This window comes from Streptomyces sp. NPDC002671 (assembly GCF_053592475.1).
In genome coordinates, this window is sequence record NZ_JBSFVU010000014.1 from 82,837 (window position 1) to 107,529 (window position 24,693).

Annotated in this window: 25 protein-coding genes and 1 pseudogene; 9 read left to right on the top strand and 17 right to left on the bottom strand. The window is 69.5% G+C overall.

Features of this window, described 5'->3' with window-relative positions; all coding sequences use genetic code 11:
• Positions 1-25 precede the first annotated feature (25 nt).
• Entirely contained in the window at positions 26-1,096 is a 1,071-nt protein-coding gene (locus tag ACWD35_RS22575; protein WP_451353073.1) for a helix-turn-helix transcriptional regulator, read from the top strand.
• Here the strand turns inward: ACWD35_RS22575 and ACWD35_RS22580 are convergent.
• A complete protein-coding gene (locus tag ACWD35_RS22580) occupies positions 1,015-1,914 on the bottom strand; it encodes an arginase family protein (protein ID WP_451353074.1) in 900 nt (299 codons plus the stop codon). The two genes, ACWD35_RS22575 and ACWD35_RS22580, sit on opposite strands and share 82 nt — an antisense overlap.
• Before the next feature lie 87 nt (positions 1,915-2,001).
• A complete protein-coding gene (locus ACWD35_RS22585; RefSeq protein WP_451353075.1) occupies positions 2,002-2,829 on the bottom strand; it encodes a helix-turn-helix domain-containing protein in 828 nt (275 codons plus the stop codon).
• A gap of 110 nt (positions 2,830-2,939) precedes the next feature.
• Here ACWD35_RS22585 and ACWD35_RS22590 point away from each other — a divergent pair, with 110 nt between their 5' ends.
• Complete coding sequence (locus ACWD35_RS22590; RefSeq protein ID WP_451353076.1) at positions 2,940-3,653, top strand: SDR family oxidoreductase; 714 nt, start codon at positions 2,940-2,942, stop codon at positions 3,651-3,653.
• Between the two features lie 7 nt (positions 3,654-3,660).
• Here ACWD35_RS22590 and ACWD35_RS22595 read toward each other — a convergent pair whose 3' ends face one another.
• The gene (locus ACWD35_RS22595; protein WP_451353077.1) at positions 3,661-4,314 is read right to left on the bottom strand and encodes a DUF7691 family protein; all 654 of its coding nucleotides are present in this window, start codon (positions 4,312-4,314) and stop codon (positions 3,661-3,663) included.
• A 124-nt stretch (positions 4,315-4,438) separates the two neighbouring features.
• Positions 4,439-5,596 carry a GDSL-type esterase/lipase family protein gene (locus ACWD35_RS22600; protein ID WP_451353078.1) on the bottom strand — a complete coding sequence of 386 codons (1,158 nt, stop codon included), beginning with the start codon at positions 5,594-5,596 and terminating at the stop codon, positions 4,439-4,441.
• 366 nt (positions 5,597-5,962) lie between these two features.
• On the opposite strand from ACWD35_RS22600, the gene ACWD35_RS22605 reads away from it, so the two are divergent.
• Complete coding sequence (locus tag ACWD35_RS22605) at positions 5,963-7,195, top strand: PucR family transcriptional regulator (RefSeq protein WP_451353079.1); 1,233 nt, start codon at positions 5,963-5,965, stop codon at positions 7,193-7,195.
• 26 nt (positions 7,196-7,221) lie between these two features.
• Positions 7,222-7,872 (top strand): HAD family hydrolase, encoded by a 651-nt coding sequence (locus ACWD35_RS22610; RefSeq protein ID WP_451353080.1) that lies wholly within the window; start codon positions 7,222-7,224, stop codon positions 7,870-7,872.
• A 27-nt stretch (positions 7,873-7,899) separates the two neighbouring features.
• On the opposite strand, the gene ACWD35_RS22615 is transcribed toward ACWD35_RS22610, so the two are convergent.
• From ACWD35_RS22615 to phzG, 5 genes and pseudogenes are all read right to left on the bottom strand, one after another.
• Positions 7,900-8,745: a GNAT family N-acetyltransferase gene (locus ACWD35_RS22615; RefSeq protein WP_451353081.1), complete on the bottom strand. Its 846-nt coding sequence runs from the start codon at positions 8,743-8,745 to the stop codon at positions 7,900-7,902.
• Positions 8,746-9,059: 314 nt separating this feature from the next.
• On the bottom strand, positions 9,060-9,530 hold the full coding sequence (locus tag ACWD35_RS22620) for a DIP1984 family protein (RefSeq protein ID WP_451353082.1): 471 nt from the start codon (positions 9,528-9,530) through the stop codon (positions 9,060-9,062).
• Between the two features lie 149 nt (positions 9,531-9,679).
• Positions 9,680-11,143, bottom strand: a complete 1,464-nt coding sequence (locus ACWD35_RS22625) for a multicopper oxidase family protein (RefSeq protein ID WP_451353083.1) — start codon at positions 11,141-11,143, stop codon at positions 9,680-9,682.
• 378 nt (positions 11,144-11,521) lie between these two features.
• Positions 11,522-11,653: pseudogene (locus tag ACWD35_RS22630) on the bottom strand (PhzA/PhzB family protein); the annotation flags it as partial.
• A 237-nt stretch (positions 11,654-11,890) separates the two neighbouring features.
• Entirely contained in the window at positions 11,891-12,577 is a 687-nt protein-coding gene (gene phzG / locus ACWD35_RS22635; protein WP_451353084.1) for a phenazine biosynthesis FMN-dependent oxidase PhzG, read from the bottom strand.
• A 356-nt stretch (positions 12,578-12,933) separates the two neighbouring features.
• On the opposite strand from phzG, the gene ACWD35_RS22640 reads away from it, so the two are divergent.
• On the top strand, positions 12,934-13,410 hold the full coding sequence (locus ACWD35_RS22640) for a carboxymuconolactone decarboxylase family protein (RefSeq protein ID WP_451353085.1): 477 nt from the start codon (positions 12,934-12,936) through the stop codon (positions 13,408-13,410).
• A 69-nt stretch (positions 13,411-13,479) separates the two neighbouring features.
• Here the strand turns inward: ACWD35_RS22640 and ACWD35_RS22645 are convergent, their stop codons facing one another.
• Together ACWD35_RS22645 and ACWD35_RS22650 are read right to left on the bottom strand one after the other, a co-directional pair.
• The gene (locus tag ACWD35_RS22645; protein WP_451353086.1) at positions 13,480-14,037 is read right to left on the bottom strand and encodes an NADPH-dependent FMN reductase; all 558 of its coding nucleotides are present in this window, start codon (positions 14,035-14,037) and stop codon (positions 13,480-13,482) included.
• Between the two features lie 416 nt (positions 14,038-14,453).
• On the bottom strand, positions 14,454-14,744 hold the full coding sequence (locus ACWD35_RS22650) for a hypothetical protein (RefSeq protein WP_451353087.1): 291 nt from the start codon (positions 14,742-14,744) through the stop codon (positions 14,454-14,456).
• Between ACWD35_RS22650 and ACWD35_RS22655 the strand changes: the two genes are divergently transcribed.
• Together ACWD35_RS22655 and ACWD35_RS22660 are read left to right on the top strand one after the other, a co-directional pair.
• Positions 14,743-15,792, top strand: a complete 1,050-nt coding sequence (locus tag ACWD35_RS22655) for an MFS transporter (protein ID WP_451353182.1) — start codon at positions 14,743-14,745, stop codon at positions 15,790-15,792. The genes ACWD35_RS22650 and ACWD35_RS22655 overlap by 2 nt on opposite strands.
• A gap of 423 nt (positions 15,793-16,215) precedes the next feature.
• Positions 16,216-17,001: a CAP domain-containing protein gene (locus tag ACWD35_RS22660; protein ID WP_451353088.1), complete on the top strand. Its 786-nt coding sequence runs from the start codon at positions 16,216-16,218 to the stop codon at positions 16,999-17,001.
• Positions 17,002-17,023: 22 nt separating this feature from the next.
• Here ACWD35_RS22660 and ACWD35_RS22665 read toward each other — a convergent pair whose 3' ends face one another.
• The 4 genes from ACWD35_RS22665 to ACWD35_RS22680 form a co-directional block, all read right to left on the bottom strand.
• A complete protein-coding gene (locus ACWD35_RS22665) occupies positions 17,024-17,542 on the bottom strand; it encodes a peptidylprolyl isomerase (RefSeq protein ID WP_451353183.1) in 519 nt (172 codons plus the stop codon).
• Positions 17,543-17,658: 116 nt separating this feature from the next.
• The gene (locus tag ACWD35_RS22670) at positions 17,659-18,204 is read right to left on the bottom strand and encodes a kinase (RefSeq protein WP_451353184.1); all 546 of its coding nucleotides are present in this window, start codon (positions 18,202-18,204) and stop codon (positions 17,659-17,661) included.
• A gap of 50 nt (positions 18,205-18,254) precedes the next feature.
• A complete protein-coding gene (locus ACWD35_RS22675) occupies positions 18,255-19,058 on the bottom strand; it encodes an NAD-dependent epimerase/dehydratase family protein (RefSeq protein WP_451353089.1) in 804 nt (267 codons plus the stop codon).
• A gap of 101 nt (positions 19,059-19,159) precedes the next feature.
• Positions 19,160-20,335, bottom strand: a complete 1,176-nt coding sequence (locus tag ACWD35_RS22680) for an erythromycin esterase family protein (RefSeq protein ID WP_451353090.1) — start codon at positions 20,333-20,335, stop codon at positions 19,160-19,162.
• A gap of 103 nt (positions 20,336-20,438) precedes the next feature.
• On the opposite strand from ACWD35_RS22680, the gene ACWD35_RS22685 reads away from it, so the two are divergent.
• Entirely contained in the window at positions 20,439-21,221 is a 783-nt protein-coding gene (locus ACWD35_RS22685) for a MerR family transcriptional regulator (protein WP_451353091.1), read from the top strand.
• 47 nt (positions 21,222-21,268) lie between these two features.
• Complete coding sequence (locus tag ACWD35_RS22690; protein ID WP_451353092.1) at positions 21,269-22,711, top strand: FG-GAP and VCBS repeat-containing protein; 1,443 nt, start codon at positions 21,269-21,271, stop codon at positions 22,709-22,711.
• 77 nt (positions 22,712-22,788) lie between these two features.
• Here ACWD35_RS22690 and ACWD35_RS22695 read toward each other — a convergent pair whose 3' ends face one another.
• Positions 22,789-23,661: a trypsin-like serine protease gene (locus tag ACWD35_RS22695; protein WP_451353093.1), complete on the bottom strand. Its 873-nt coding sequence runs from the start codon at positions 23,659-23,661 to the stop codon at positions 22,789-22,791.
• A 317-nt stretch (positions 23,662-23,978) separates the two neighbouring features.
• The gene (locus ACWD35_RS22700; protein ID WP_451353094.1) at positions 23,979-24,581 is read right to left on the bottom strand and encodes an Rv1733c family protein; all 603 of its coding nucleotides are present in this window, start codon (positions 24,579-24,581) and stop codon (positions 23,979-23,981) included.
• Positions 24,582-24,693 lie beyond the last annotated feature (112 nt).

Here is a 24,693-nt window from a genome sequence, read left to right on the forward strand (position 1 = left end):
CAGGGAACCGGGGCAGACTTCCCTCATGCGTGCGAGCCGACTTCTGTCCGTCCTGTTGCTGCTCCAGACCCGCGGCCGGATGACCGCCCAGCAGCTGGCCGATGAACTGGAGGTGTCCGTCCGAACCGTGTACCGGGACATGGAATCGCTCGCCGCAGCCGGTGTCCCCCTCTACGGCGACCCCGGTCACGACGGTGGCTACCGGCTGCTCGACGGGTACCGGACCCGGCTGACCGGGCTGACGCGCGACGAGGCGGAGGCGCTCTTCCTGTCCGGACTGCCCGGACCGGCCGCCGACCTCGGCCTGGGCACCGTACTCGCCACCGCCCAGCTCAAGTTGACGGCCGCGCTGCCTGACGAGCTGCGCGACCGGGCCGACGTGATACGGCAGCGATTTCACCTGGACACCTCTGCCTGGTACGCCGTATCAGATCCCGCCCCGCACCTCGCCACCGTCACCGACGCCGTGTGGCGGCAGCACCGCATCCGGGTCCGCTACCGAAGGTGGCAGGCACCCCAGGAGGTGACCCGCACACTGGAGCCCTACGGGCTGGTGCTCAAGTCCGGCCACTGGTACCTGGTGGCGGGCCGACCAGACGCCGTCCGCACCTATCGCGTCTCCCAGATCCTCAGCGTCCAGGTACTGCAGGACCGCTTCGACAGACCCGAGGACTTTGACCTGGCCGCCCATTGGCGGTCCTGTCTGGACGAGTTCGACGCCCGCCGCTTCCAGGGCGAAGCGGTGGTACGGCTGTCGCCACAGATCCTCGAACGACTTCCGGACCTCGTCGAGCCGGCGGTGGCACACGCAGCCCAGAACAGCGCCGGGCCACCGGGCCCTGACGGCCGGATCCAGGTCGTCATCCCCATCGAGTCCGTCGAACACGCCGCCGGCACCCTGCTACGCCTCGGTGCCGAGGCCGAGGTGCTCACGCCCACGGAGCTACGGGACCTGATGGCGGAGACCATCGCCTCACTGGCCGAAACCTACCGGCGCCCGCCCAGCGCAGCTTGTCAGGACCGGGTGAGAGCCGAAACGAGCAGATCGGCGAGCAGCGCCGCGCAGGAGCCGTCCGGGTCGAGATCGGGGTCGTAGATGGTGATGTTGACCCCGACGCACCGCTGCGAACCGACCAATCTCCGTAGCAGCGGCGCGAGTTCGGCGGGCAGCAACCCGCCGTCGTCCGGGCTGTCCACGGCGGGCATCACCGATGGATCCAGGACGTCGGCGTCCAGGTGCACCCAGAAGCCGTTGAGAACCGGCGCCTCCAGCGTTCGCAGCGCCGCGTCGGCCGCCTGCCGGGCACCACGCTCTCTGATCTCCCCCACCGTCGTACTCGTGATGCCCGAGTCGGTGAGTTCCGTGCGCTCCTCGTCGTAGTCCCGGATGCCGAAGACCTGGACGTCGCTCTCCCGCACGTACGGCCGCAGCCCTTCGAGATCCGTGAGGTCCGCCTGCCCGCGACCGGTCGCGAGGGCCAGCTCCTCACCACCTGCGGCCCCGACGCGGTCGGAGTTGCCGGGATGCCGGAAGTCGGCGGATCCGTCGATCACGGCTATCCCGTACCGCCCGATACGGCGGAGCGCGAGCGAGGCACCGAGCTGGATGGAGCAGTCCCCGCCCAGAACCACGGGGAACTCCCCGGCGCGCACGTGCCGTTCGATACGGTCGGCGAGCTTGCGGGTGTACGCGGCGATGGCCTCCGCGTGGAAAACCCCGTCGCCCTCTTTCCAGTTCCCGCGGTCATAGCGGGGCGGCACGACGACTCCTCCCTCGTCGGCACCGAGCCGTGCCAGCAGCCGCTGCTCGCGCAGGGCACCGGCCAGCTTGTAACACCCGGGTACGGCCCCTTCGGCGGGCGGCCTGAGGCCGAGATTCGACGGGGCATCGAGGAGTACGAGACGACGGTCCATCAGCCCATTGTGGAGCAACAGCTAGCACAGACAACGCAATTGTCTCGTCGAGGCCGCGGCGCGCAACCGCCGCCTTCGACCGAGAGTTCACGAAGTGCCCACGCCCTCGGTGGTCATGGCCAGCAGGACCAGGGCGTCGTGCTCGGGCGTGCCGGGCGGGGCCTGGTAGATCAGCATGCGTCGGCCGTCGCCGACGGTGCCGAGCACCTCGTTGGCGAGCGTGATCGCGCCGATCACCGGGTGCCGGAACGCGGTCTGGCCGGCTCGCTTGACCCATACCTCGTGCCGGCGCCACAGCGCGGCGAACTCAGCGCTGCTCTCGGACAGTTCGGCGACCAGCGCGGCGGTGGGCTCCGGGGCGGTCAGTTGGGCCGTGTGCAGGTGCGCGACGCAGTTGCGGGCCACCCGGTCCCAGTCCGCGAACAGGGTCCGCGCGGCAGCGTGCAGAAAGGTGTAGCGGATCGTGTTGCGCTGCCCGGGTGGCCAGTCACCGAGCCCGGGCATCAGCGCAAGGCCCTCCGGGTTGGCGGCCAGTACGTCGTTGACCTCGTCGAGTACGTACGCCGGGCTGGGCCGGACCGACTCCAGCAGGAGCCGCAGGCCAGGGCCGGCCGATCGCGGGGCGGCGGGCCTGCGGCGCGGCGTCCGCCCGGCGACCTGGTCGGCGAGTCCGAGCAGGTGGGCGTGCTCGTCGTCGGTGAGCCGCAGGGCCCGGGCCAACGCGCCCAACACCGCGTCGCTGGGGGCCGTTTCCCGCCCCTGCTCGATCCGGATGTAGTAGTCCACGCTCACACCGGCCAGCGCGGCCAGCTCCTCGCGGCGCAGCCCGGGTGTGCGCCGGGCGCCCGGCCCGGTGGGCAGCCCGACGTCGGCCGGGCCGATCCGCCCGCGCCGGATCCGAAGGAACTCGGCCATCGCGTTCACGGTTTCGAGTCTGCCATGGGTGATCCACTCCTGGGTGGCCGTGGCGCACCCAGGAACCACGCGGCCTTCTTGCAACCGGTCCGGCAGCGCAGCCTCGACCCATGACTGACGCAATGATCATCGGTGGCAGCTCCGGCATGGGCCTGGCCCTGGCCCGGACTCTGCTCGCACAGGACCTGGACGTGACGATCGTCGGCCGGTCCGCGGACCGGCTTGCGAAGGCCCGGGCGGAACTGGAGCGTCCCGGGCACGGGAAGATCAGCACCATCGTGGCCGACATGGGGCGGGAGGAGGGCGTGGCCGAACTGTTCGCCCAGGTGGGGCAGGTGGAGCACGTGATGGTCACCGCGGCGGACGCGAACGGCGTGTACGGCCGGACCGCCGACGTCGCCACGGCCACCGCACGGGCCGTCCTGGACACCAAGCTGCTCGGTGCCTGGCTGGTCGGCAAGTACGCGTCCGGGCGGGTCACGGGCTCGATCACGTTCACCTCGGGCATCAACGCGTACCGGCCGAACGGGTCGAACACGATCATGGCCGCGGCCAACGGCGCGCTCGCGTCGCTGGCGTACGGGCTGGCGATCGAACTGGCGCCGGTACGAGTGAACGTGGTCTCTCCCGGTTGGGTGGACACCCCCATCTGGGACCAGCTCGGCATGGACAAACGGGCGGCCTTCGCCGAGCTGGCCGAGCGACTCCCGGCCCGACGGGTCGGTACCCCCGACGACATCGCCCAGGCATTCGTGTCGGTGATGCGCAACGGATTCATCAGCGGAACCGTGCTCCACGTCGACGGGGGACACCGCCTGACCTGACCAGGAGCTACCCGGTGATGGAGAAGAAGATCGTGTCCTGGGTGTACCAGTCGATGTTCTTCGTCGCGTACTCCCATTCGGTGTGCTCGAACTCGAGCTTCCCGATCAGCTCTTGCATGTCGTACCGGAAGCCCTGATCCATCTGGTCCAGCACGGCACGGTAGGCATCGGCAGCGGGCTTGGCCTTGGCCAAGGGGAACATGCCGATGTGCGGGCCATCCACGGGATAGGGGATGAAGAAGGGGATCTCCTCCGGTGGCCCCGAGAACAGGTGGTCGTGGAAGAGCAGATCGGCACTCACGTTCAGGCGGCGTAGTTCGTCGTCGACCAGACTGAAGAAGGTGGAGGGCTTGGAGTACACGCCCAGGTCGCTGGGATCAGAGCCGTTGCAGTCGATGATGTGCTGGAGGGCGCGGTAGTAGGCGCCGGCCGCGTAGCCGGCGTCCGAACTCGCGTGACCGGCCACGAGGTGGTCGAGCGCCTCGGGGATGGACAGGCCCCAGTCGAGGCCTTGGCGGTCGAGTGCGAGTTGGCTGTTCTGCGCCCTCTCGCGCACCATGCCGAGGACGCGCTGCTGGTCGGACGTGAGGTTTCCGGCGCCTCCGAGGAATCCCAGGACGTCGGCTTTGTCAGCGGTGTTGTACGAGATGATCCGGCTCATGATCTACATGCCGCCAGCCGCCACTGACACTCGGCGCAGGGCGTGAGCGGGTGTGGTCAGCGGTGGCCTTCTCGGCCAGGTCCCGCCCGTGCGGGGATGACGGGCGGGACTGCGGGCGCGGGAGCTATTCGGCGGTCAGATACATCCCGGTCGCGTCCTGGCCGGGGGTGTTGTGGCATGCGTAGGTGCCGGTCGGTCGCGCCCACAGGAGGGTCAGGCAGCGTCCGATCGCCTTCTGTCCGTAGTAGTTGGGGTGCATCGACTCCTGCACCGAGCCCTGCGTGGCTCGCAGGCCGCCCATGTCCAGGAACCGCGTCCACTCGCTGGTGGTGGCGGAGGGCCCACTGGTCGCTGCGGGCTGCCGGGTGGCCGTGGAACACACCTCGCGGCCCTGGAACATGTCCGAGAGGTCGAGGAACTGGACGTTCTTGGTGGCCGCAACCCCGGCCAGCGCCTTGGTGATCTGCGGCACCACGGAGTCCCGCGTCCAGTCCAGGTCGGCGTTCCAGAACGGGCAGCCGCCGATGTCGGAGCGGCTCGAACCGGTCTCCGGGTAGCGGCTCTCCGCGCTGCGCGGGAGCGGTGACGGGTACGACTGCAGCACCAGGCGGTAGTCACCCGGCGCGTAGCCGTCGTCGGACATCACGGCGCGGATCTCGTCGATCGCTTTGCCGACACCGGCCGTTGCGGCGGGCATCTTGGAGTCGATGGCGGCCTGTTGCGAGGCGTGGCAGGTGGTGCTCGAGGCGAGGTAGTCCGCGGCACAGGTGGCGATGACGTCCGCGAAGCCGAGATCGTTGCCGCCGATCGACAGCGTGATCTGCTTGACGTTGTTCTGCGCTGCCACGAGGGCGAGTTGGTCGCCCTGCGGGGCTTCGCCCCGGTACGGCTGGCCGCCGTCGGCGGCGCGGAAGACGTTGGTGGTGACGGCGCCGGAGCAGGCCAGGTTGATCTGCTTCTGCGTCCCGGTGGAGGCGCTGAGCACCTCGGCGACGTCGGAGCGGTCACAGCCGTTGACGGCCGTCGCACCGTAGACCTGGGCCGGGTCGTAGGAATAGCCGGTCCAGGCCCGGTCGGTGCCGTTGCGGCTGCCGGTGAAGGTTGCGGAGTTGCCCATCCAGCGGCCGGCCTCGCCGGAGATGTAGCTGTCGCCGAGGGTGACGCTCGCGGTCGGACCGCTCGGGGCAGCCGCTGCCGGTGCGGCGGCGGCCAGGCCGGCTGCCACCAGGCTGCCGGCGGCGAGTGGGAGGAGCAGGGCACGGGCCGTGACATGTCTGATCATGCGTACTCCTTCGAGGGGCGCACGGGAAGTGCGGAAGAGGCGTAGGCGCAGGTCCGGGGCCTGCCGGAGCCTGGGCCTGGGCGTGACGGACGCGTGTCCGGCGAGTTACCGGCCGGTAAGGCGTTGCTCCATCATGCGGGCGTATCGGTGCCGGTGATCCCGGGCCGGAGCCCAGAGTTCGGCGGGCCGGTGCTGTGACGGATCACAACATCGGACTCGTCGGCTGGTACGTGCGGACAGCCCGCGCCCTCGCTTCCTCTGTACTGCACATCACACGGCCGGAAGTCAACGGCGCCCTAGCATGGGCTTCGTGCCGAGTTCCCTGGTCGGCGCGGCGCGCCGCAGCACCGGAAGGCGTTGTTTGTGATGGCTCATAGCACACACGACGGGACGACCGGGCGAGCCATGGCCGAGCGGATGCTGGCCGAACTGCCCCGCCTGAAAACGGAGATCACCGCGCGGCTCATGGCCGAACAACCGGTCTACCGCCGGATGCCGGCCGAGCAACTGCAGCATGACGTCAACCGGGTCACCGAGCAGAGCATTCGAGGCATCGCCCAGTCACTGCGGACCGGTCAGCCTCTGGAGCCGGAGTGGCGTGCCTTCCAGCGCGCCTCGGCCGCCCGGCGAGCCGAGGAGGGCGTGCCGATCGAGGCGGTGGTCGATGCCTACTACCTCGGCGCGCAGGTGTGCGTCGACTTCCTGTGCACCGGGCTGCCCGCGGACCAGGTGGACATCGCCTACCGTGCTCTGCTGACCGGCCTGCGCGTCACCGTCGCCGAAGTCACCGCCGGCTACCTCGAGGAGCGGCAGGCCCAGGTCGGTGAGACCGGCGCCGCCCACCACACGATGCTCTCCGCGCTGCTGACCGGCAGCGACATCCACACCGTCGCCCGCCACACGGGCACCAGCCTTCCCCCCGCCTACCTGGTACTCGCCCTGGCCATAGGCACCCACCGCGACGAGCTGCGCGACGACGTCGACACCTCCGTCGCCGCCCGCCGGAAGATACGCAGGATCCGCGCCGAACTCGACCGGCGCATCGGCCGGCCCGTCCTCGCCCAGATGACCGCCCGCGAAGGCATCGCCCTGCTGCCCCGTACCGACGCCGCGGACCCGGACCATCGCTCGTGGCTGGCAGCCGCGATGGAGGATCTCAGCCGGGCCGCGGGAGTCCCGCTGACCGCCGGCGCCGCTCTCTGTGCGCCAGACCAAGTCCCGGACGCCGCCCGCCTGGCGACGGAGGTCCGGGACACCGCCGTCGTCTTCCAGCGGCCACCCGGCGCCTACCACCTCGACGAGCTGCTCATCGAGCACCAGCTCACCCGCCCCGGCGCGGCCCGCGACCACCTCGCCGAACTGCTGGCCCCCATCGCCGACAAGCCGCACCTCCTGCCGACGCTGCGGCTCTACCTCCAGAGCAACCTCAACCGGCGGCACGTCGCGGCCCGGCACCACATCCACCCCAACACCGTGGACTACCGCATCCGCCGCATCGCCACCCTCACCGGCATGGACCCCGCCGACCACAACGACCGCATCAAACTCACCGCAGCCCTCGCGGCCCTCGACACCCGGCAGAAGGAGAACACCTCATGACCGGGCCGGCCCCCTATGCTGCGGAAATGATCAAGCCCATCGAACTCGTCATATTCGACTGCGACGGCGTGCTGGTCGACAGCGAACGCATCGCCGCACGCGTACAGGTTGCTCTCGGCGCCGAGCTGGGATGGCCGCTGACGGAGGCGGAGGTCGTCGCGCGCTTCATCGGACGCTCGCACGCCGCCATCCGCGAACAGGTCGCCGAGCGGCTCGGCGAGGAGACGGCCGCGACCTGGTCGCAGAGGTTCGAGCAGTTGCACCGCGAGGCCGTGGACGCCGGGCTCACCCCGGTCGAGGGCCTGCCGGAGGCACTCGACGCGCTCACCCTGCCGACCTGTGTCGCCTCCAGCGGTTCCCACGACAAGATGCGGCACACCCTGGGCCGTACCGGACTCTACGAACGCTTCGCGGGCCGCATCTACAGCGCCACGGAGGTCTCCCGCGGCAAGCCCGCCCCCGACCTGTTCCTGCACGCGGCCCGGCAGATGGGCGTCGATCCCGCAGCCTGCGTGGTCGTCGAGGACAGCCGCCCCGGCGTCGAGGCCGCCCGCGCCGCCGGCATGCGCGCCTTCGGCTACGCCGGCGGACTCACCCCGGCCGAACGCCTCGAAGGCCGCGACACCGTCGTCTTCTACGACATGCGTAAGCTTCCGGCCCTCATCGCCGAGCAGTGACTCGACACGACGTGACCCCCTGCCCCCCTACGACCGTGCGGGCTGGTTGGCGATCAGAAGGGTGATGCCGGCAGGCCGGAAGCCCAGGCGGGAATAGATACGAGCGACGTTGTCCTGCGCGTAGGCGAGGAAGACGGTGCGCACCCCGTGGTCGCGGGCATGGGTGGCCAGGGCCGCCGTGACGGCCGCGGCCAGGCCCTGGCGGCGAGCGGTGGGGAGGGTGCCCACACCGCCGACCTCCGTGGTGCCGTCGGCCGGGTGGTAGTGGCCGGCAGCGAGCGGGGTACCGTCCGGGGCAAGGGCTGCGATGAGCACCTTGTGCCCGGCGCGGACACTGGGGCGAATGGTTGCGACCGTGCCGTCCGCGGTCAGTTCCTCGGCCACTGCCAACAGTTCCGCGCGGCCCGAGGACCCCACCGCCGTGCCCACCGCGGCGAAGGCCAGGCGGGGCAGGGCGAGCGTCTCGGGCAGGGCCGGGTCGTCGGCCGTCAGCACGCGAATCGTCACGCCGTCCGGCAGCACCTGCGCAGGCATCGGGGAGTGCGGGTCGAGGGCCATGAGCGGGCGCTCTTGCACCGGGAGGCCCGCCGCCTCGATCCGTGCACGCAGCATCGGCGCCGCCTCGGCGAGCCACTCGAAGGCTTCCGGCACGCCGAGTTCGCGCTGCCGTGCGCGCACCCGGGCGATGTCGGCAGCAGTTACGTTCCCGGATCCTTCTGCGGTGGGCTGAGCGTGACTCGGACCACCGTAGTACGGAGTTCCCGGCTCCTTACGTACGAACAGCCGCAGCGGACCGAAGTCTTCGGCGTCGGCAAACAGCCGGGGCACGGTCGCGTAGTACCGCTCGATACGAGCATGCAGAAGATCACTCATGCGGCGCATCCCACCACGGCGCGGCGACACGGCGCATCCGAAATCAACGGAGATCGTCATGGCCGCGCCGGACCGATCATGTGATGTGGGAACCCCGAACCCGCCCTCGCCGCTTCGGATCTGCACGTGGTGATGTGCTGTGCGTTGTGCACCTTTACCTGTACGCCGTGCTGAGCTGCGCTGTTCTGAGGGGAGTCGAACCCCCGCGTTGCTCTTCACGCGCCAGGAGTGGACCGGAAAACCGCCGGCCCTCGGTGTGTGCACGCCTCCGAAACGGCTACCTGCTCCACATCGTCATGCTCTGCCGGGACCGCTCAGTCCAGCAGATCGACCTCCCAGTTCACGCGCTGGATGCGCATGTCGATCTCCCGGATCTCCCGGGCGAGCACGTCCGCCTGCCGGCGCAGGTCGGCGACCGGAAGCGCGGGGAGCATCATCAGTTCCGACCGGAGCTGGCGGCCGTAGCCGCGCTCGCCGGTGCCCGCCGCCGCGTCTGCCGCGGCAGTGAGCACCGAGTGGCGCAGCCGCAGTGTGTCCCGGCGTGCGAGGGCATCGGTGAGGGTGCCGTCCTGGCCCATGTCCGTCAGGGCGTTGGTCTTGTTGATCCGCCGGATCAGCGTCTCCAGGGTGCCCAGTACGTCGTCGGCCTCGGCCAGCAGCTGGGCCGCATCCTCGGCCGGCGTCTCGCCCTCCTGATAGCGCGCACTGCTGACGATGCGTGCCCGTAGTTGCTCCACGCGGCGTGACGCTTCGGCCCTTTCGGCCAGCGCCTCGGCAAGCTTCACTGTGTCACTGTCCCGTCCGTTGCGAACCTCGCACGAGTATACGAACGGGAGCGGACGCGGCTGCACGCCCCGGCCATCCCTCATGGAAGCCCGGGGCGTGCAGGTTCCCCCTGCGGGCGGGTGCGTGGTTGGTCGGTTGAGGGTCGAGGTCAGCCGATCTTCATGGTCGCCATCATGCCCATCGCCGAGTGGTCGAGCATGTGGCAGTGGTACACGTACTCGCCCGCGTAGGTGTCGAAGGTCGCCTGGAGTTTGACCGTCTCACCGGGCAGGAGCACCACCGTGTCCTTCAGGCCCGATTCGGCGGGCCCCGGAGGGTTCCCGTTGCGTTCGAGCACCCGGAACTGGACCAGGTGCATGTGGAAGTTGTGCGCGGCCCTCACATTGGCGTTGGTGACGGTCCAGACCTCGCTGGCGCCGTAGCGGATCGTCGCGTCGATGCGGGCGGGGTCGTACATCTTCTCGTCGATGTATGCCTGGGGGTTGGGGCGGCCGTCCTCGTCCATGCGCAGCACGATGGTGCGGCTGTTGGTGGGGGTGGGCAGCGGCGGCAGGGCACGCAGAACGGGCGGGACGGAGCTGGGGTCGTCGGCGGTGCGGGTCACGTCGAAGCGCATCACCTGCCCGACCTGCTCGACGGGGCCGCGGCCTGCGGTGTTCTGCAGGACGATCTGCGTGCCGACGGGGTAACGCGAGAAGTCGATGACGACGTCGGCGCGTTCGCCCGAGGACAGGTACACGGACTTGGTGGTGTTCGGGCTGGGCAGCAGTCCGCCGTCGGAGCCGATCTGGATCAGGTCGCTGCCGTCGGCCAGGCGAAGCTCGAAGAAACGCATGTTGGAGGTATTGGCAAAGCGCAGCCGGTACTTGCGGGCGGCGACCTCGAAGTACGGGTAGGGGGCGCCGTTGGCCAGGAGGGTGTTGCGGTTGCGGTCGCTCATGGCGTACAGGAGCTGGCCGTTGGCATCGAAGTCGGCGTCGCGCAGCTGGATCACCACGTCGTACTCGCCCTTGGGCAGCGGCAGGGCGTTCTCGACGATGTCGCTGATCAGGTAGCTGCCCTGCAGGCCCCGGTAGACGTTCTCCGATTCCTGGTGGTGGGCGTGGTCGTGGTACCAGAGCGAGGCGTGACACTGCCTGTTGAGGTAGGTGTAGACGCGTTCGTCGCCGGGGTCGATGGTGTCCATCGGCCCGCCGTCGCTGTGGTGCTGCACGGAAGCGCCGTGCAGGTGGCGTGAGATGGGGACGTCCAGCCCGTTGCGCTGGCGGATGACGACGGGCCGGTACTTGCGGGCCTTGATCGTCGCGCCGGGGAACTGGCCATTGAAGGTGAACAGTTCGGTCTGGACGCCGGGCAGGATCTCCTTCGTGACCTTGCTCGTGGTGACCTCGTAGACGTCCACGCCGCCGATGGTGGAGACCGGTTGGGCCACCGGTATCAGGGGCATGGGCACCGAGAAGAGCGGGACGATCGGAGCCGTGGTAGCGGCCGGGGTGGTCGCGTCGGCGGCCTGGGCGCCGGGGGCGGTGAGCAGGGGCACGAGCGAGGCCCCGGTCAGTCCTGCGGCTGTGGTGGCGATGCCTGCGCCGAGCACACGGCGTCTGGTGACCATGGTGTGTCCTCCTTGAGCGTGCCTGTCGGGCGGAGCCGTCGGCAGGCGAGTGGGTCGCGGACGGCGTGGGGGCGGTGCGGCGAGGGGACAGTGTTGTTGCTTTGTGCTTTGAGGGGAGGCGTGCGCCCCGCCCCCGGGGGAAATGGGACGGTTACCGCCGACAGATGTGGCCTCGGACGCAGGGCAGGCGGGCTCGTCGGCGGGGGTGCATGCCGACGGGCTCACCTGGCGTGGGGGGCGGCCGTGTTGAGGGTGCGGACGGCACTCAACCGGCGTGACGAGGCGGGGGCATGGCTCCGGCCGGACGGTGGCACGAGTTGCCGGCTGTGGCTACGACTATGGGGCCACTCTGCTGTCGCGGGCGGTGTAGGCCCTCGTTCAGCTGCCCTTCCATAAGTTACCGTGCTCGACGATCAGCTCGTGCCGGTGAAGGCGGGCCGGCCCCGTCGTCTCCGCGAGGTATTTCTCGACGGTGGCGTGGTTCTTCTGGCGCAGTTCAACAGCGTCGGTGAAGCCGTGCGGTGCCGGTCAGCCATGCATTTCCCCCTAGCAGCGTGGCGTGGAGTGCGGTGCTGTGACAGCGCGACGGTCGGTCCGAACCGAAGCACAGGCGATTGTCGCGTCTACGGCTCGGCATTGACTCGGCGCACGCTCGGCGCTGACTCGGGCCTTGGTCGAGAGGCAGTCAAGAGCCCCTTGTGTGACGGGGGCCGGGGCGGATCGTCGTAGGCCGGCCGGGGGCCGGCTTCAGGGCTGGAGCCTCGTGGTCTCCCAGCCGGTTGCCGTGCGGTCGTAGCGCAGTCTCTCGTGCAAGCGGTCGGTGCCGTCGGACCAGAACTCCACGCTGGCGGGGGTGAGTTGGTAGGCCGCGAAGGTCGCTGGGCGGGGCAAGGGGCGCTGTGGGTCGCCCAGTTTGCGGGCCTGGGAGCGTAGTTCGGCGACGTGGTCGAGGTCGGTCAGGGGGCGGCTCTGGCGGGACACTGTGGTCATGGCGTGGGTGAAGACGGGCCGGGCGTACCACAGCCGCTCCGCCTCCGCGTCCGGCAGTTGGGCGACGGGCCCCGCCAGCGTGATCTGCTGGCTGGTTTCCCGCCAGTAAAGGACGCCGGACGCCCACGGGTTGTCGGCCAGCTCCCGGCCCTTTCGGCTGTCGGAGTGGGTGAGGAAGACGATCGACGTGTCGGTGACCGAGCTGAGCGTCACGATGCGCGAGGACGTACGGCCACGGGTGTCGGCGGTGGCCAGGGCCAGCGCTCGCGGCTCGCGCACCTCGTGGGCGATGCTGCTCTCCAGCCATGCCGCCAGCAGCCCCATCGGCTCGGCGGGCGGGGCGAGGAATTCAGGGAAGTCCGCCTCGATGGTGCCGGTGAGTGCCTCGGACCGGGTGGTGGTGCTCCCGCCCGGAGTTTGGCTGGACTGGGTGGGGTCAGACATGGAGGATCCCTTCGATGGTGACGACACCGTGGCCTGCGACCTCGACCACGTCGACGCGGTGGCCCGCTCCGCCCAACTGCGAACACCCCCGTAACGGCGAAAGCGGGCGAAGAAATCCCGCCGAATGTCTCCCGATCACAGGATGCCGAGTAAATCTCGTACGGAAAACAAGCATCCACAACCGAAATAGATGAATGGTCGATGGCCACTTGAGACACATTCGATTGAGGCCCCTCGCAGGATAGAAGACCGGGCGACTTGCTCCAGGGAGACGCGCGTCACACCCGTCCCCGTCACACTCCGCCGGGCCCTTTCGTCAAGGAGACGCACCCCGTACATCACACAAGGGAAACAGCATGGAAGCCCGTCTCAACCTCGCCGGCACCCCCGTCGTGGCCAAGGCCATGAAGTACTTCGGCTCGGCCAGCCGCACTCTCATCACCGACTCGACCCTGTCCGAGACCATCCAGAATCTCGTCATGCTCCGCGCCAGCCAGATCAACGGCTGCGGATTCTGCACCGACATCCACACCAAAGACGCCGCACACACCGGAGAAACCGCGCAGCGTCTGAATCTCGTCGCCGCCTGGCGCGAAACCAAGGTCTTCACCGAAGCCGAACGCGCCGCCCTCGAACTCACCGAACAGGGCACGCGCATCGCCGACGGCGCCGGCGGCATCACCGATGAGGCCTGGGACAACGCCGCCAAGCACTTCGACGAGGAACAGCTCTCCGCCCTCGTCCTGTTCATCTCGCTCATCAACGCGAGCAACCGCATGGGTGTCATCAACCGCCAGGCCGGCGGCGACTACCAGCCCGGCCAGTTCGGCTGACGGTCACCTGGCAAGAAAACACGCGGATCGGGGTGTCCTCGGGCATGGGCCGAGGACACCCTTCCGGTCTCACGGCGTGAGCGTGCCGCTGTCCTCGTGGGCCTCCGTGACGGCCAGGGCGAGGGCGTCCAGGAGGTCGCGCAGCTCGGCCAGGGTCTGCTCGTCCGTCAGCCGGCCGTTCGTGATCTTGCCGGTGGCCCGCGGGATGCGCAGGTCGCCGGGGAGGACGTGGGCACCCATCACGGTGAGGGTCTGGGTCAGCCAGGCGCGAGCGTGGTCGCCGCCGGTGTTCGCGGGGGACGCGCTCACCAGGGCAACCGGCTTGGCGGCGATCTCGCCGCCGCCCACCAGCCACTCCAGCGCGTTCTTCAGCACCCCCGAGGTGCCGTGGGCGTACTCCGGAGTCACGATGAGCAGGCCGTCCGCCGCGCCGACCGCAGCCCTGAAGTCCGCCACGCTCTGCGGCAGTGCGGTCATCTCCACATCGGCATTGAAGAAGGGAAAGCGTCCCAGATCGGGCTCGACGACGATTTCCCGCGGCGGGAGGGTTAATTCCACGGCCGTGCGCAGCACCGCCGCGTTGAGCGACTGCGAGCGCAGACTTCCGCACATTCCAAGGGTCTTCATGTCGATCAGCCTAGCCGGACCAGCGGCGCACCCAGGCCGTCGAATTTCCTCCCCGCGGACCGTTCAAAGTTTCCAAACCTTCCGGAAGTCAGCCACTACTCATTCGAGTAGTTGACTCACCTTTAGGGTTTGCGGTATTACGCGCACTTAATAGTTGGGTCCATGACTGTCACAACCAATTGGTTCTCCCTTGGCGAGATTGCGTTAGAGTGGCCCGCCAACGGCAGGGCATCGGGCCCAGCAGCTGTGCAAGACCTCGTTGGTCACCTGCTTTTCGGGCATCCGGCCGCCGTCGACCTTCTGACGAACCCTCAAATCTCGGGCGTCGCCGCGGGCCCGCCGGCGCTCCCGCCCGCCCGGGTGAAGGCGATGCTCCTGGTGGCGATGGCCGCGACGTTCATGGCGTCGATGGACTCCTACATCGTCAACGTCGCCATGCCGTCCATCCGCGCCGACCTGCATGCCTCCGTCTCGGCCACCGAGATGACGGTCGGCGCATACGTCCTGGTGTACGGGCTGTTCCTGGTCACGGCGGCCGACTCGGCGACATCGTGGGCTACTAGCGGATGTTCCTCGCCGGCCTCAAGCTCTTCACCGTCGCCTCCCTGTGCTGCGGCATCGCGCCCGGCCCCGAGGCCCTGATCGCCTTCCGCTGCGTCCAAGAGCTTCGCCGGAGCGCTGTTCTTCCCGCAGATCCTCTCCATCATCCAGACCTCGTTCGAGGGTGCCCAGCGCGATCGCGCGCTCGCACTGTTCGGCATCACCATCGGAATCGCCGCGATCACCGGCCAGTTGATCGGTGGCGTCCTGGTACACCTGGATCTCTTCGGCTGGGGCTGGCGTCCCATCTTCCTGGTGAACATTCCCCTGGGGCTGGCTGCGATCGTCGGCGCCGCGCTGACCATGCCCGGTGTCCGCGGCGCGCACCGGCCCCGCCTGGACCTGCGGGGTGTCGGGCTGCTCACGCTGGCTCTGCTGCTGTGGTCCTTCCCGCTGGCCGAGGGCCGGACGGCCGGATGGCCCGTCTGGTGTTTCGTTCTGATGGCGCTGTCCGTGCCGTTCTTCGTCGCATTCGGATGGTGGCAGCGCCGGCTGTCCGCGAGCGGCGGCCAGCCCCTGGTCAGCCCGCCGCTGCTCCGACTGCGGGGCTTCCGCTCGGGCAACGCACTGTTCCTCGCGTTCTTCGCCTGCAACGCCGGCCTGTTCTTCGTGCTCGCCATCCAAGTCCAGAGCGGCCTGGACTACTCGCCCCTGGAGTCCGGACTGCTGTTCGCCGTACTCGGCGTCGCGTTCGTGGGGACCTCCGCCGCACTGCCCAAGATCATGCCGCGGCTGGGGCTGCACATCCTGACCGCCGGATACGGCCTCAACGCCCTCGGCTACCTGATGCTGCTGGTCACGGCACTGATCACAGGGGACTCGCTGTCCGGGCCGATGCTCATCCCCGCCCTCCTCGTCATCGGCGTCGGGCAGGGCCTCGGCGTGAGCCCGCTGCTCGGCACCGCGCTGGCCGAGGTTCCGCCGCAGGAGGCCGGCAGCGCAGCGGGCGTACTGGAGACCGCGGGTCAGCTGGGCATGTCGGTAGGCATCACGCTGGTCGGGCTGGTCTATTTCACGACGCTCGGGGATTCCGAATCGCGGCACGCCTACGCGCACGCGTTCACGGTGACCCTGGTGCTCAACCTGGCGCTGTCTCTGCTCGCCCTGGCCTTCGTATCGCCACTGCGCAAGGCGGCAGCCAAGGCCACCGCCTGAATCCCCGGAGCCGACAGGAATGGTTCCGTGAGATCCGTCACATCGGGCACGCCCCTGAGCGCACCGGATAGGGGATAGCACTCTCTGAATAAACGGGATATGTCCGGTTTGCTTCACCGGTCGAGGTGCGCAAGATCCGAAAGCATTCCGCACGCTCGGATTTTCCGCCCATGCCTCTGAGGCTCAAGGACTTCTGACGGAACCACAGAATTCGAGAAAGAACGCAAGAGCCGGAACGAACACACCCCATTCCCCCGCATGGCCCTGTCAAAAATACGCGGCAAGGCAGTCCGAACCGTCGTTGCGCTCTTTGTGAGTTCTTTCTAAGAATGGCGACCCGCAGGACATCTCCGCAGTTCAGCAGCCGAGTCTGCGCAGGGCCCGCCGCACGAGGGGCGCTCGCGATCACCAGTGAGGTCACGCATGGGGAAGCATCGCCAGAAGCAACATCACCGGCGGATAATCATCGCCGCCATAGCCGTGGGCGTCGTCGGCGTGCCGACCGCCGCCATGGCTTGCGGCGCCTGGCCGGACAATGGCGGAGGCCGTCACGACGGCGCTGCCGGGCACGCGGCCGATGCTCCGTGGAACCGTCCCGACTGGTATCGCAACTGGCGCCACGACGAGGCCAAGGAGCCCACTCCGCTCGCCTCGACGACTCCGACCGCTTCGGCGCACCGGAAGACCGCCGCGCCGAAGCACAAGCCGAAGCACCAGACGCACCACCACCACGGCGCGCCGAAGGCCTCCGCCGCCCCGCACACGCAGACCGCCGCGCCGAAGCCCACGACGCCCGCTGCTCCCAGCACGCCGAAGCCCACCGCCACGGCGTCCGGGGTCGTCGCGCGCATCGTGCAACTGGTCAACGCCGAGCGCAGCAAGGTCGGTTGTGCGCCTCTGACCCTGAACGCGACCCTCACCAAGGTCGCGCAGGCGCACAGCGCGGACATGGCTGCCCACCAGAACATGTCGCACACCGGTTCCGACGGCTCCGCCCCCGGCGACCGGATCACGCGCGCCGGCTACAACTGGAGCACGTACGGCGAGAACGTCGCCTACGGTTACGCCACTCCTGAGCAGGTCATGGCGGGCTGGATGTCCAGCCCCGGCCACAGGGCCAACATCCTCAACTGCTCGTTCAAGGAGATCGGCGTCGGTCTCGCACAGCCCAACTCCTACTGGACCCAGGACTTCGGAACGGCCCGGTAGGACTGCGGGGCGCGAGTTCGGGTCACATCTTTTCGATGGTGACGGACTGGATGCTGATGTCCGTGAGGGGGCGGTCGTTTCGGCCCGTCGGGCTCTTCGCGATGGCGTCGACGACCTCCTGCCCCTGAACCACCTCACCGAAGATCGTGTGGCGGTTGTTGAGGTGCGGCGTCGGGCCCACGGTGATGAAGAACTGAGAACCGTTGGTGCCCGGCCCGGCGTTGGCCATCGCCAGCAGGTAGGGCCGGTCGAATTTCAGGGCGGGATGGAACTCGTCCTTGAACTCGTAGCCCGGGCCACCGCGGCCGTCTCCCTGGGGGTCACCGCCCTGGATCATGAAACCGTCGATGACGCGGTGGAAGATCGTTCCGTCGTAGAGCGGCCCCTCGCCCGGTGCGCCGGTCTCCGGGTTGCGCCACTGCCGGCTTCCGTCGGCCAGCCCGACGAAGTTGGCGACGGTTTCCGGCGCATGCTCCGGAAACAGCCGTACGACGATCTGGCCGAGCGTCGTGTTCAGGGTGGCCTTCAGTTCCTCAGCCATGGTCTCCGTCCCGTTCTCCGCGCCTCCCAGCGAGGCGGCCCACCACATCGAAGCACTCCCCCGACTGGCACGTCCCACAACACGCCATACGGGCGCGAGACGGCAGCCGGGCGGGGTCACTGGTCCAGGGCGGGCAGGCCGGCGAGACCGGTGTCCAGCATGATGCGGTCGACGGACCCGGCCAGCGTGCTGTCGGCGCCGATGACGGTCTCGCCCCCGCCGGGGAGCAGATCGAGCGGCCGGTACCAGTCACGCAACTCCGGCTCGCCGACCTTGTCGGCGATCGGCTTGGTGGCATGCCGGGCGAGCGTCTCCGTGAAGGGGACGTCGAGGTAGTAGCCGTGGGTCGGCCCGCGGTGGTCGGCGCGCAGCCGGGCGAGCATCGCGCCGTAGTGGTCGGCGTACAGGATGCCCTCGAGGATGACGTGATAGCCGGCGTCCAAGGCGTAGCGGGCGACGGTGTCGATCAGGCCGATGTTCGCCGCGCCGGGCCGGTCCCGCTCGCGCAGCACGGTCCGGCGGAGGTTGTCCTGGCCGACGATGGCCAGGCCGCGGCCGAAGCGGTCCCGGATGCCGGACGCGACGCTCGACTTGCCCGACGCCGAGTTGCCGCGCAGGACGATCAACCTGGTCTGTTCCGTGCCCACCAACACGGCACCCAGCCTACCGACGCACACGGACACCGGCCGGACGACAGCGACCGGGGGCGGCGTCAGGGCCGCAGGTGCCGGAGGGTGAACTCGGGGAGGGCGTAGGGGCCGGCCTGGGGGGCTGCAGGGTCGGCCGGGAGGTCGGCTCCGGTGATGTCCGCGGCGTGGAGTTCGGCGTTGTCTACGGGGGTGTAATCCAGGACCGCAGGGTCGGGGAGTTCCCAGAAGCGGCGGCTGTTGGCCGAGACGGCGTACGCCGTGGCGAACCGGACCGAGGGCGGCGCGGTCAGCGCGGCCCGGATGTAGCCGACGGCGTCGCGAGGGCTGAGCCATGTCGCCAAGTGCCGGGGCTCGGTGGGCCGGGGTTCGAAACTGCCGATGCGCAGGCAGATGACGGACAGGCCGAACTTGTCGGCGTACAGCTGACCGAGGGCCTCGATGGCTGCCTTGCTGACCCCGTACAGGCCGTCGGGGCGTACGGGCTCGTGCGGAGCGGTGCGGTGCCCGACGGGGTAGAAGCCCGTCGCGCGGTTGCTGCTCGCCAGCACCACGCGCTCGATGCCCGTGCGCCGCGCCGCTTCCAGGACGTGGTGGGTGCCGAGCACATTGGCGTCGAGGAGATCCGGGAGCGGCGCTTCGTCGGGCACGCCTCCCAGATGGATGATCTGGTCGGCTCCCGCGAGCGCCGACTCCACGGCGGCCTCGTCGCGCAGGTCGACGGTGTGTACGTCCTCGTTGTCGGCCTCCGGCCGCAGCGGCGCGCGGTCGAGAAGGATCAAGCGCGCCGCTTCACGCCGAAGTTCCCTGCGCACCACGGACCCGATGTTCCCCGCCGCGCCCGTCAGCGCCACCGCTCCCAGACCCATCACGCCTCCCCCAGTCGACGACACCCTCGCATCCTCGCTGCTCAAGATCGACCGGGCAACTCATAAAGGGGCGCCCAGTGTTGGGGGTATCGGAATGCTGCCTATGACGGCGCGCCGACAGTCGTACCGTCGCTGATGTGCAGGACCGCCTCGGCCCCATTGAGTGTCGTCGCGTCGAGGGGGTAGTAGCCCTGCTCCGGGGTGGTGTCGGTCCGCGTACGGGCCGGAGTTGCCGTGGTGCCCTTGGTGAGGCCCCAGGTGGGGATGCGGCGCCGAAGGAGTCCCTCGTGCGTATCCGGCTCGGGGTCTTCGAGCCCGACGGCTGCGCTGCGGCCCAGGCTGCCGGCGACGAAGGCGTACTGCTCGCCCAGCAGAGCCCCGACGATGGCGCCGGCGCAGAGCCACGTGAGGTCCTTGCCGTCGAGGTGCAAGGTGCTCGGTTCTCGCTGCAGATGAAGGTTGTGCGCGAAGACCAGGGTCGCGCCCCGTGGTGCCTCGATGCCTCGGATGTCGAGGAGGTTCTGGGCCATGAGCGCGTCCCGGGTGGCGATGAGGCGCGTCAACCGTGCGCTCTGGTCGAGGCGTTGTGCCGCCTCCTTGTGATAGCGCAGCAGGCCGAGGCCTGCGGTGAGGTGTGTCCTGACCCTGAGCCATGCGGCGCGTGAGGTTGCGGCGATCAGTTCCGGTGCGCGTGCGTCGAGCGAGTTGAGCAGGTGGTCGCCGATCGCTCGCACCCTCTCGGCCTCAGCCGTGGCACCGATCGACATGGCCGGGTCCATGACCGCTTCCGTGCGACTCCAGCGTTCGTCGTCACCGAGCAGGCTCGCGAGATCGGCATCGAGGTCGAAGTCGAGGTCATGTCCGAGGCGCAGGTAGTCGCGTGTGTGTTCCAGATAGCGCCGCGGGCTGGGTGCGCTCGCGTTCTCCGTCGGAGTGTCGAAGCCGTGGAACGTCAGTCGTTCCTCCGGCGGTCGGTTCTCGTTGTATTCGCGCATCCAGGCGATGAGTTGTCTGTTGGCGTCCAGCTTTCCGAAGTCGTGGGAGAAGCCTTCGCTCATCACCGTGTCGAAGCTGCCGACTCCCTCCTGGACGAAGTCGTTCACGCTGAGCGCGGCCACGCGATCGGTTTCGAGAGCGATCGACCGAAAGCCGCAGTCGACCAGTTGAGCGAACAGTTGGTTCCGGATCCGCCCGAAGGCCGGTTCACGGTGCGTCGGCTCACCAAGCGCCAGCAGGTGGCATGCCGCGGGTACAAAGTCTCGAATGTGCTGACTCATGAGCCTCAATCGTATCCTTGAAAAGACGGTTGAGGCTTTTTAGAGACGTCACCGCGGATTCAGCCGTCAGGCATGCAGTAAAGTCTCAAACCGGTGATCACCTTTGCGACCAACTGACCTCGCACGCGAACACGGCATCTCGACCCAGGCGGTCCGTAACTACGAGCGGGACGGGTTCATCCCACCCGCCGAGCGCACAGCCAGCGGCTACCGGGTCTACACCGAGGTGCACGCGGCAGCGCTCCGCGCCTACCTCTCCCTCGTCCCGGCCTACGGACACGCGGCCGGCGGCCAGATCATGAACGCGCTACACGGTGACCGTCTCGACGACGCCCTGACGATCATCGACCGCGGCCACAGCCAGTTGCTGCGCGACCGGGACACCCTCGACGCGGTGCGGAGAGCGGTGGATCACCTGACGGCGGAGCCCACGGAATCGGCGGGATCGGCGGAGTCGGTGGCGTCCGACGCCGCTCCGGACCGGTCAGCCGACCCCGGTGCCCGAACCGTCGGCGAACTCGCGCACCGGCTCGGCGTCACCCCGGCAACCCTGCGCAACTGGGAGGGGGCGGGCATCCTCACCCCCGTACGAGACCCCGTCACCGGCTACCGAGTCTTCGGCGCGAGCGACGTCCGCGACGCCGAACTCGCCCACCTCCTGCGACGCGGAGGCTATCCGTTGGACCGCATCGCGAGCGTGCTCGAGCAGATCCGAACGGCCGGCGGTACGGACGCATTGACCGCCGCGCTGGACGACTGGCAGCGCAAGCTCACCGCACAGGGCCTGGCCATGCTCAACGCGGCCACGCAGCTCAGCCGTTACCTGAGCCTGCTCGACCTCGCGGCGCCGCGGCAGATCGCGTACAACCCTGGGCCGCAGACGTGAGTCGTACTGCTGATCGGTGATCGAAGTGCGAGCTAAGGAACCACTACATGCGTATGCGATTCACGGTGGCCGCCCTGTGCGCCGCCGTGGCCACCGGCACGGCCCTCGCTCAGCCCGGCGCCGCCGCCACCGGGACTGTGCTGCCGGGCGACTACAACAATGACGGATACCCCGACGCGGTGATCGGCGCCGGCCTCGCGAACGTCGACGGCGTGACTCATGCGGGGTACATGACGACGCTGAACGGGTCGGCCCACGGTCTGACCACCAGCGGCGGCAAGCTGCTCAGCCGGGCCAGCCTTCCCGGGGACCCGCTGGCGGGCGAGGGCTTCGGCACCGATCTGGGCGGCTCCGCGGATCTGAACGGCGACGGGTACGCGGACCAGGTCGTCGTCGCGCAGGGGTATCCGCACCTGACGATCGTGTGGGGCGGCAAGGGCGGGCTGTCCGGCGGCAGCCGGGTGAGCGGCACCTACCCGTTGACCCCGAGCATTGCGCAGGCAGACGTGGGTGACGTCGACGGCGACGGCCACGCCGACATCGTCGCCCCGGCCGCCATCGCCGCCGACACCGCCGCGGGCCAGGGTCTCGCCGTGCTGCGCGGCCCGTTCAACCGCACCAACGGCCACGCGGCCTCCGCGGTCTTCTACCCCTCCCAGAACAAGGACGCCGTCCAGCCCGGGGGCGTCACCATGGGGGACATCAACCACGACGGCAAGGCCGACGCCGTGGTGCGCGGCTACACGGTCGACGCGGACGGCAAGCCGACCAAGCTGACGGTCGCCCTCTACCTGGGCGGCAAGGACGGCCTGGTCTACGCCGGCAAGCCCCTGGACGGCGTCTACCCGGACGACATCGCCATCGGCGACATCAACCACGACGGGTACGGCGACATCGTCGCCGGCACGTCCGGCACCGACAACGTGCCCGGCGGCCTCGGCGGCACCGTCACCGTCGTCTACGGCGGCCCGCAGGGGATGAGTACCAAGCTCGCCCCCCAGAAGATCACCCAGGACACGCCCGGCGTGCCGGGCACGGGCGAGGCACACGACTCGTTCGGCCGCTCCGTCTCGGTCGGCGACACCGACGGGGACGGGTACGCCGACATCGCGATCGGCACCCCGCGGGAGGCGATCGGCACCGGCACTGCCGCCATCCAGCAGGCGGGTACCGTGACGATCGTGCGCGGCGGCGCCGACGGGGTCACCGCCACGGGCGCGCGCCTCATCACGCAGGAGACGGCGGGCGTGCCCGGCACCTCGCGCTCCTACGACCACTTCGGCGGAGCGGTCTCCCTCATCGACGGCAACCGCGACGGCAGGGCGGACCTGGTCGTCGGCGCCTACCACAAGAACAACCAGTCCGGCCGCGCCTGGGTCCTGCCCGCGGCACCCGGCGGCATTACGGGCACCGGCTCCACCAGCTTCGACGGCACCGCCTTCGGGGCCCCCGCGGGCCGCGACTGGTACGGCGCCGCCATCTCCGACTGACGCAGCGTCACCGCACAACGGCCGGGCGGCCGGGGCCGGTTCTCCGGTCCCGGCCGTCGCCGTGTTCGCAGGGGAAGTTACGGCAGTTTCACGAACGGGGACAGGAAGGCTCGGGCTCCGGGTGTGTCCAGGCGGTACGTGACGTTCGTGGCGTAGCAGGGTGTGTCGCCGGTGATGGTGGTGGACGTGAGGATGTTCTTGCCGTCGATGACCGCGAAGTTGGGGCCGCCGGAGTCGCCGTAGCAGGCGCCGCCGTTGCCCTGCGGTGCGGTCATGCCGAGCCGGACCCAGGCGTTGTTGAGGGCATTGAACGTGACGGGCGCCTTCATGCGGACGCCACCGCCCGGATGCGTGTGGCCACCGGGGCCGTTGACGGCTTCCTGGGTGCCGTAGCCGGCGACGAACCAGTCGGTGGAGTTCAGCCGCTGCGGGGCGAGGTCGCCGAGCTGGTTGGCGGTCGGGAGCGTGGCCGGGGTGAAGGACCAGCGGGATGCGACCTTCGCGGCGTCGAGTTCGATGACCGCGATGTCGTGCGGGTCGGAGGCGGGGCCCGGGTAGTCGGGGTGGGTGTGGGCGGTGCCCTCGACGGCGACCGCGTTCGCCTGTGCGGCCGGATCGCCCGGGTACTTCTTCGCGGCGGCGTCGAGTCCGGCCTGGACGTCCTGGTCCAGCGACACGGAGAACCGGACACCGGCCGGCCAGTCGCTCGTGCAGTGCGCCGCGGTCAGGAACGTGTTCGCGTCGATCATCGTTCCCGAGCACACCCAGTCGACCCGGTCCGGGGTGGCCGGGTTGTTGTCGTCGTCCCAGGTGGCCACGAGCGCCCCGACCTCGGTGCGTTCGGGTGCGGGCGTAGCGTTGTACGAGTTGATCGCGGAGGAGGGCAGCGCGGCGGCGAGCACAGTGGCGCAGGCAGCCGCGGTGACGGCGGTGACGCGTGCAACAGTCAAGAATATCCCCTTGGTTGGGCGTGTGGGACGCGCGTTTCTCCTGTGGGAGGTAGGCAGCATTGAAATGCCTGGCGCCATCGCCGACAAGATGACGGAGGAGCACAGCTTTGACGATCAGGTGGCCGACGAAACCGGGGACGGTCAGCCCTGGTGGGGCGGCGGTTTCCGTGGTGTGCTGGTAGTGGCGGGAAGGACCCGAGACAGACGCGGAGAAGTGGCCGGCAGCCACGCACCGCGCAATCCGGATCCGCGAGAAGCGGGTGGCCCTTCCCGCCCTGCCTGTCGTACGCCTGGTGAGAGGCGCCCAGGCGTGGCGTTCAGCCCCTGCCGCCGCTCAGGTTCCCCCACCGGGGGCCGATCTGCTTCCACTCCTCGTCCCACTCGGCCATCCGCCGCCGGATGAGGCGGGCGCGGACGCCCCAGCCCACGACCCAGATCGCCGCACCGGTCGACGGGGCGACGAGGAGGCCGGTGAGCGCCGCCTGCACGGTGGCCGAGGCGCCGGTCACGGGGGCGGACACGACCTGGCCGGTGCGGTCCGTCCACACCGTGACCCGGCTGCCCGGACGGGCTCCCGGGAAGACCTTGGCGCGTTCTGTGTGCACCGTGCCGTGCGCGTCCGTCCAGCGCACGGTGGCCCACACCCGCGCGTCGTCGTATCCGGTCCCGGCGGGCGGGGTCCTCGCCGCGTCTCCGGTGAGCACGGCGGACACGGCGTGCACCTGGGCCCGGCGGGCCGCAAAGGCCGCGTCCGCGCTGTGGGCCGCCGCGAAGCCGGCGAAGGCCCCGCCGACCAGGGCGAGGACCCAGGTGGCGAGGACGATCCACGCCTCGACCACGTCGCTGTGCCGCCTGAGCGGATTGGCCCGCCACCGCCACAGCCGCACCCTGGCGACCGTCAGGGGAGGTGTACGTGTCATCGTCGCCGCCTCCTCCCAGTCGGCGGGGCTTGCGCGGCCCCACCGCTGAGCTTCACGACACCATCGTGCACCCCCAACCGGGTGGTCGGCGCGGGCTGGGCCGCGGTCCGGA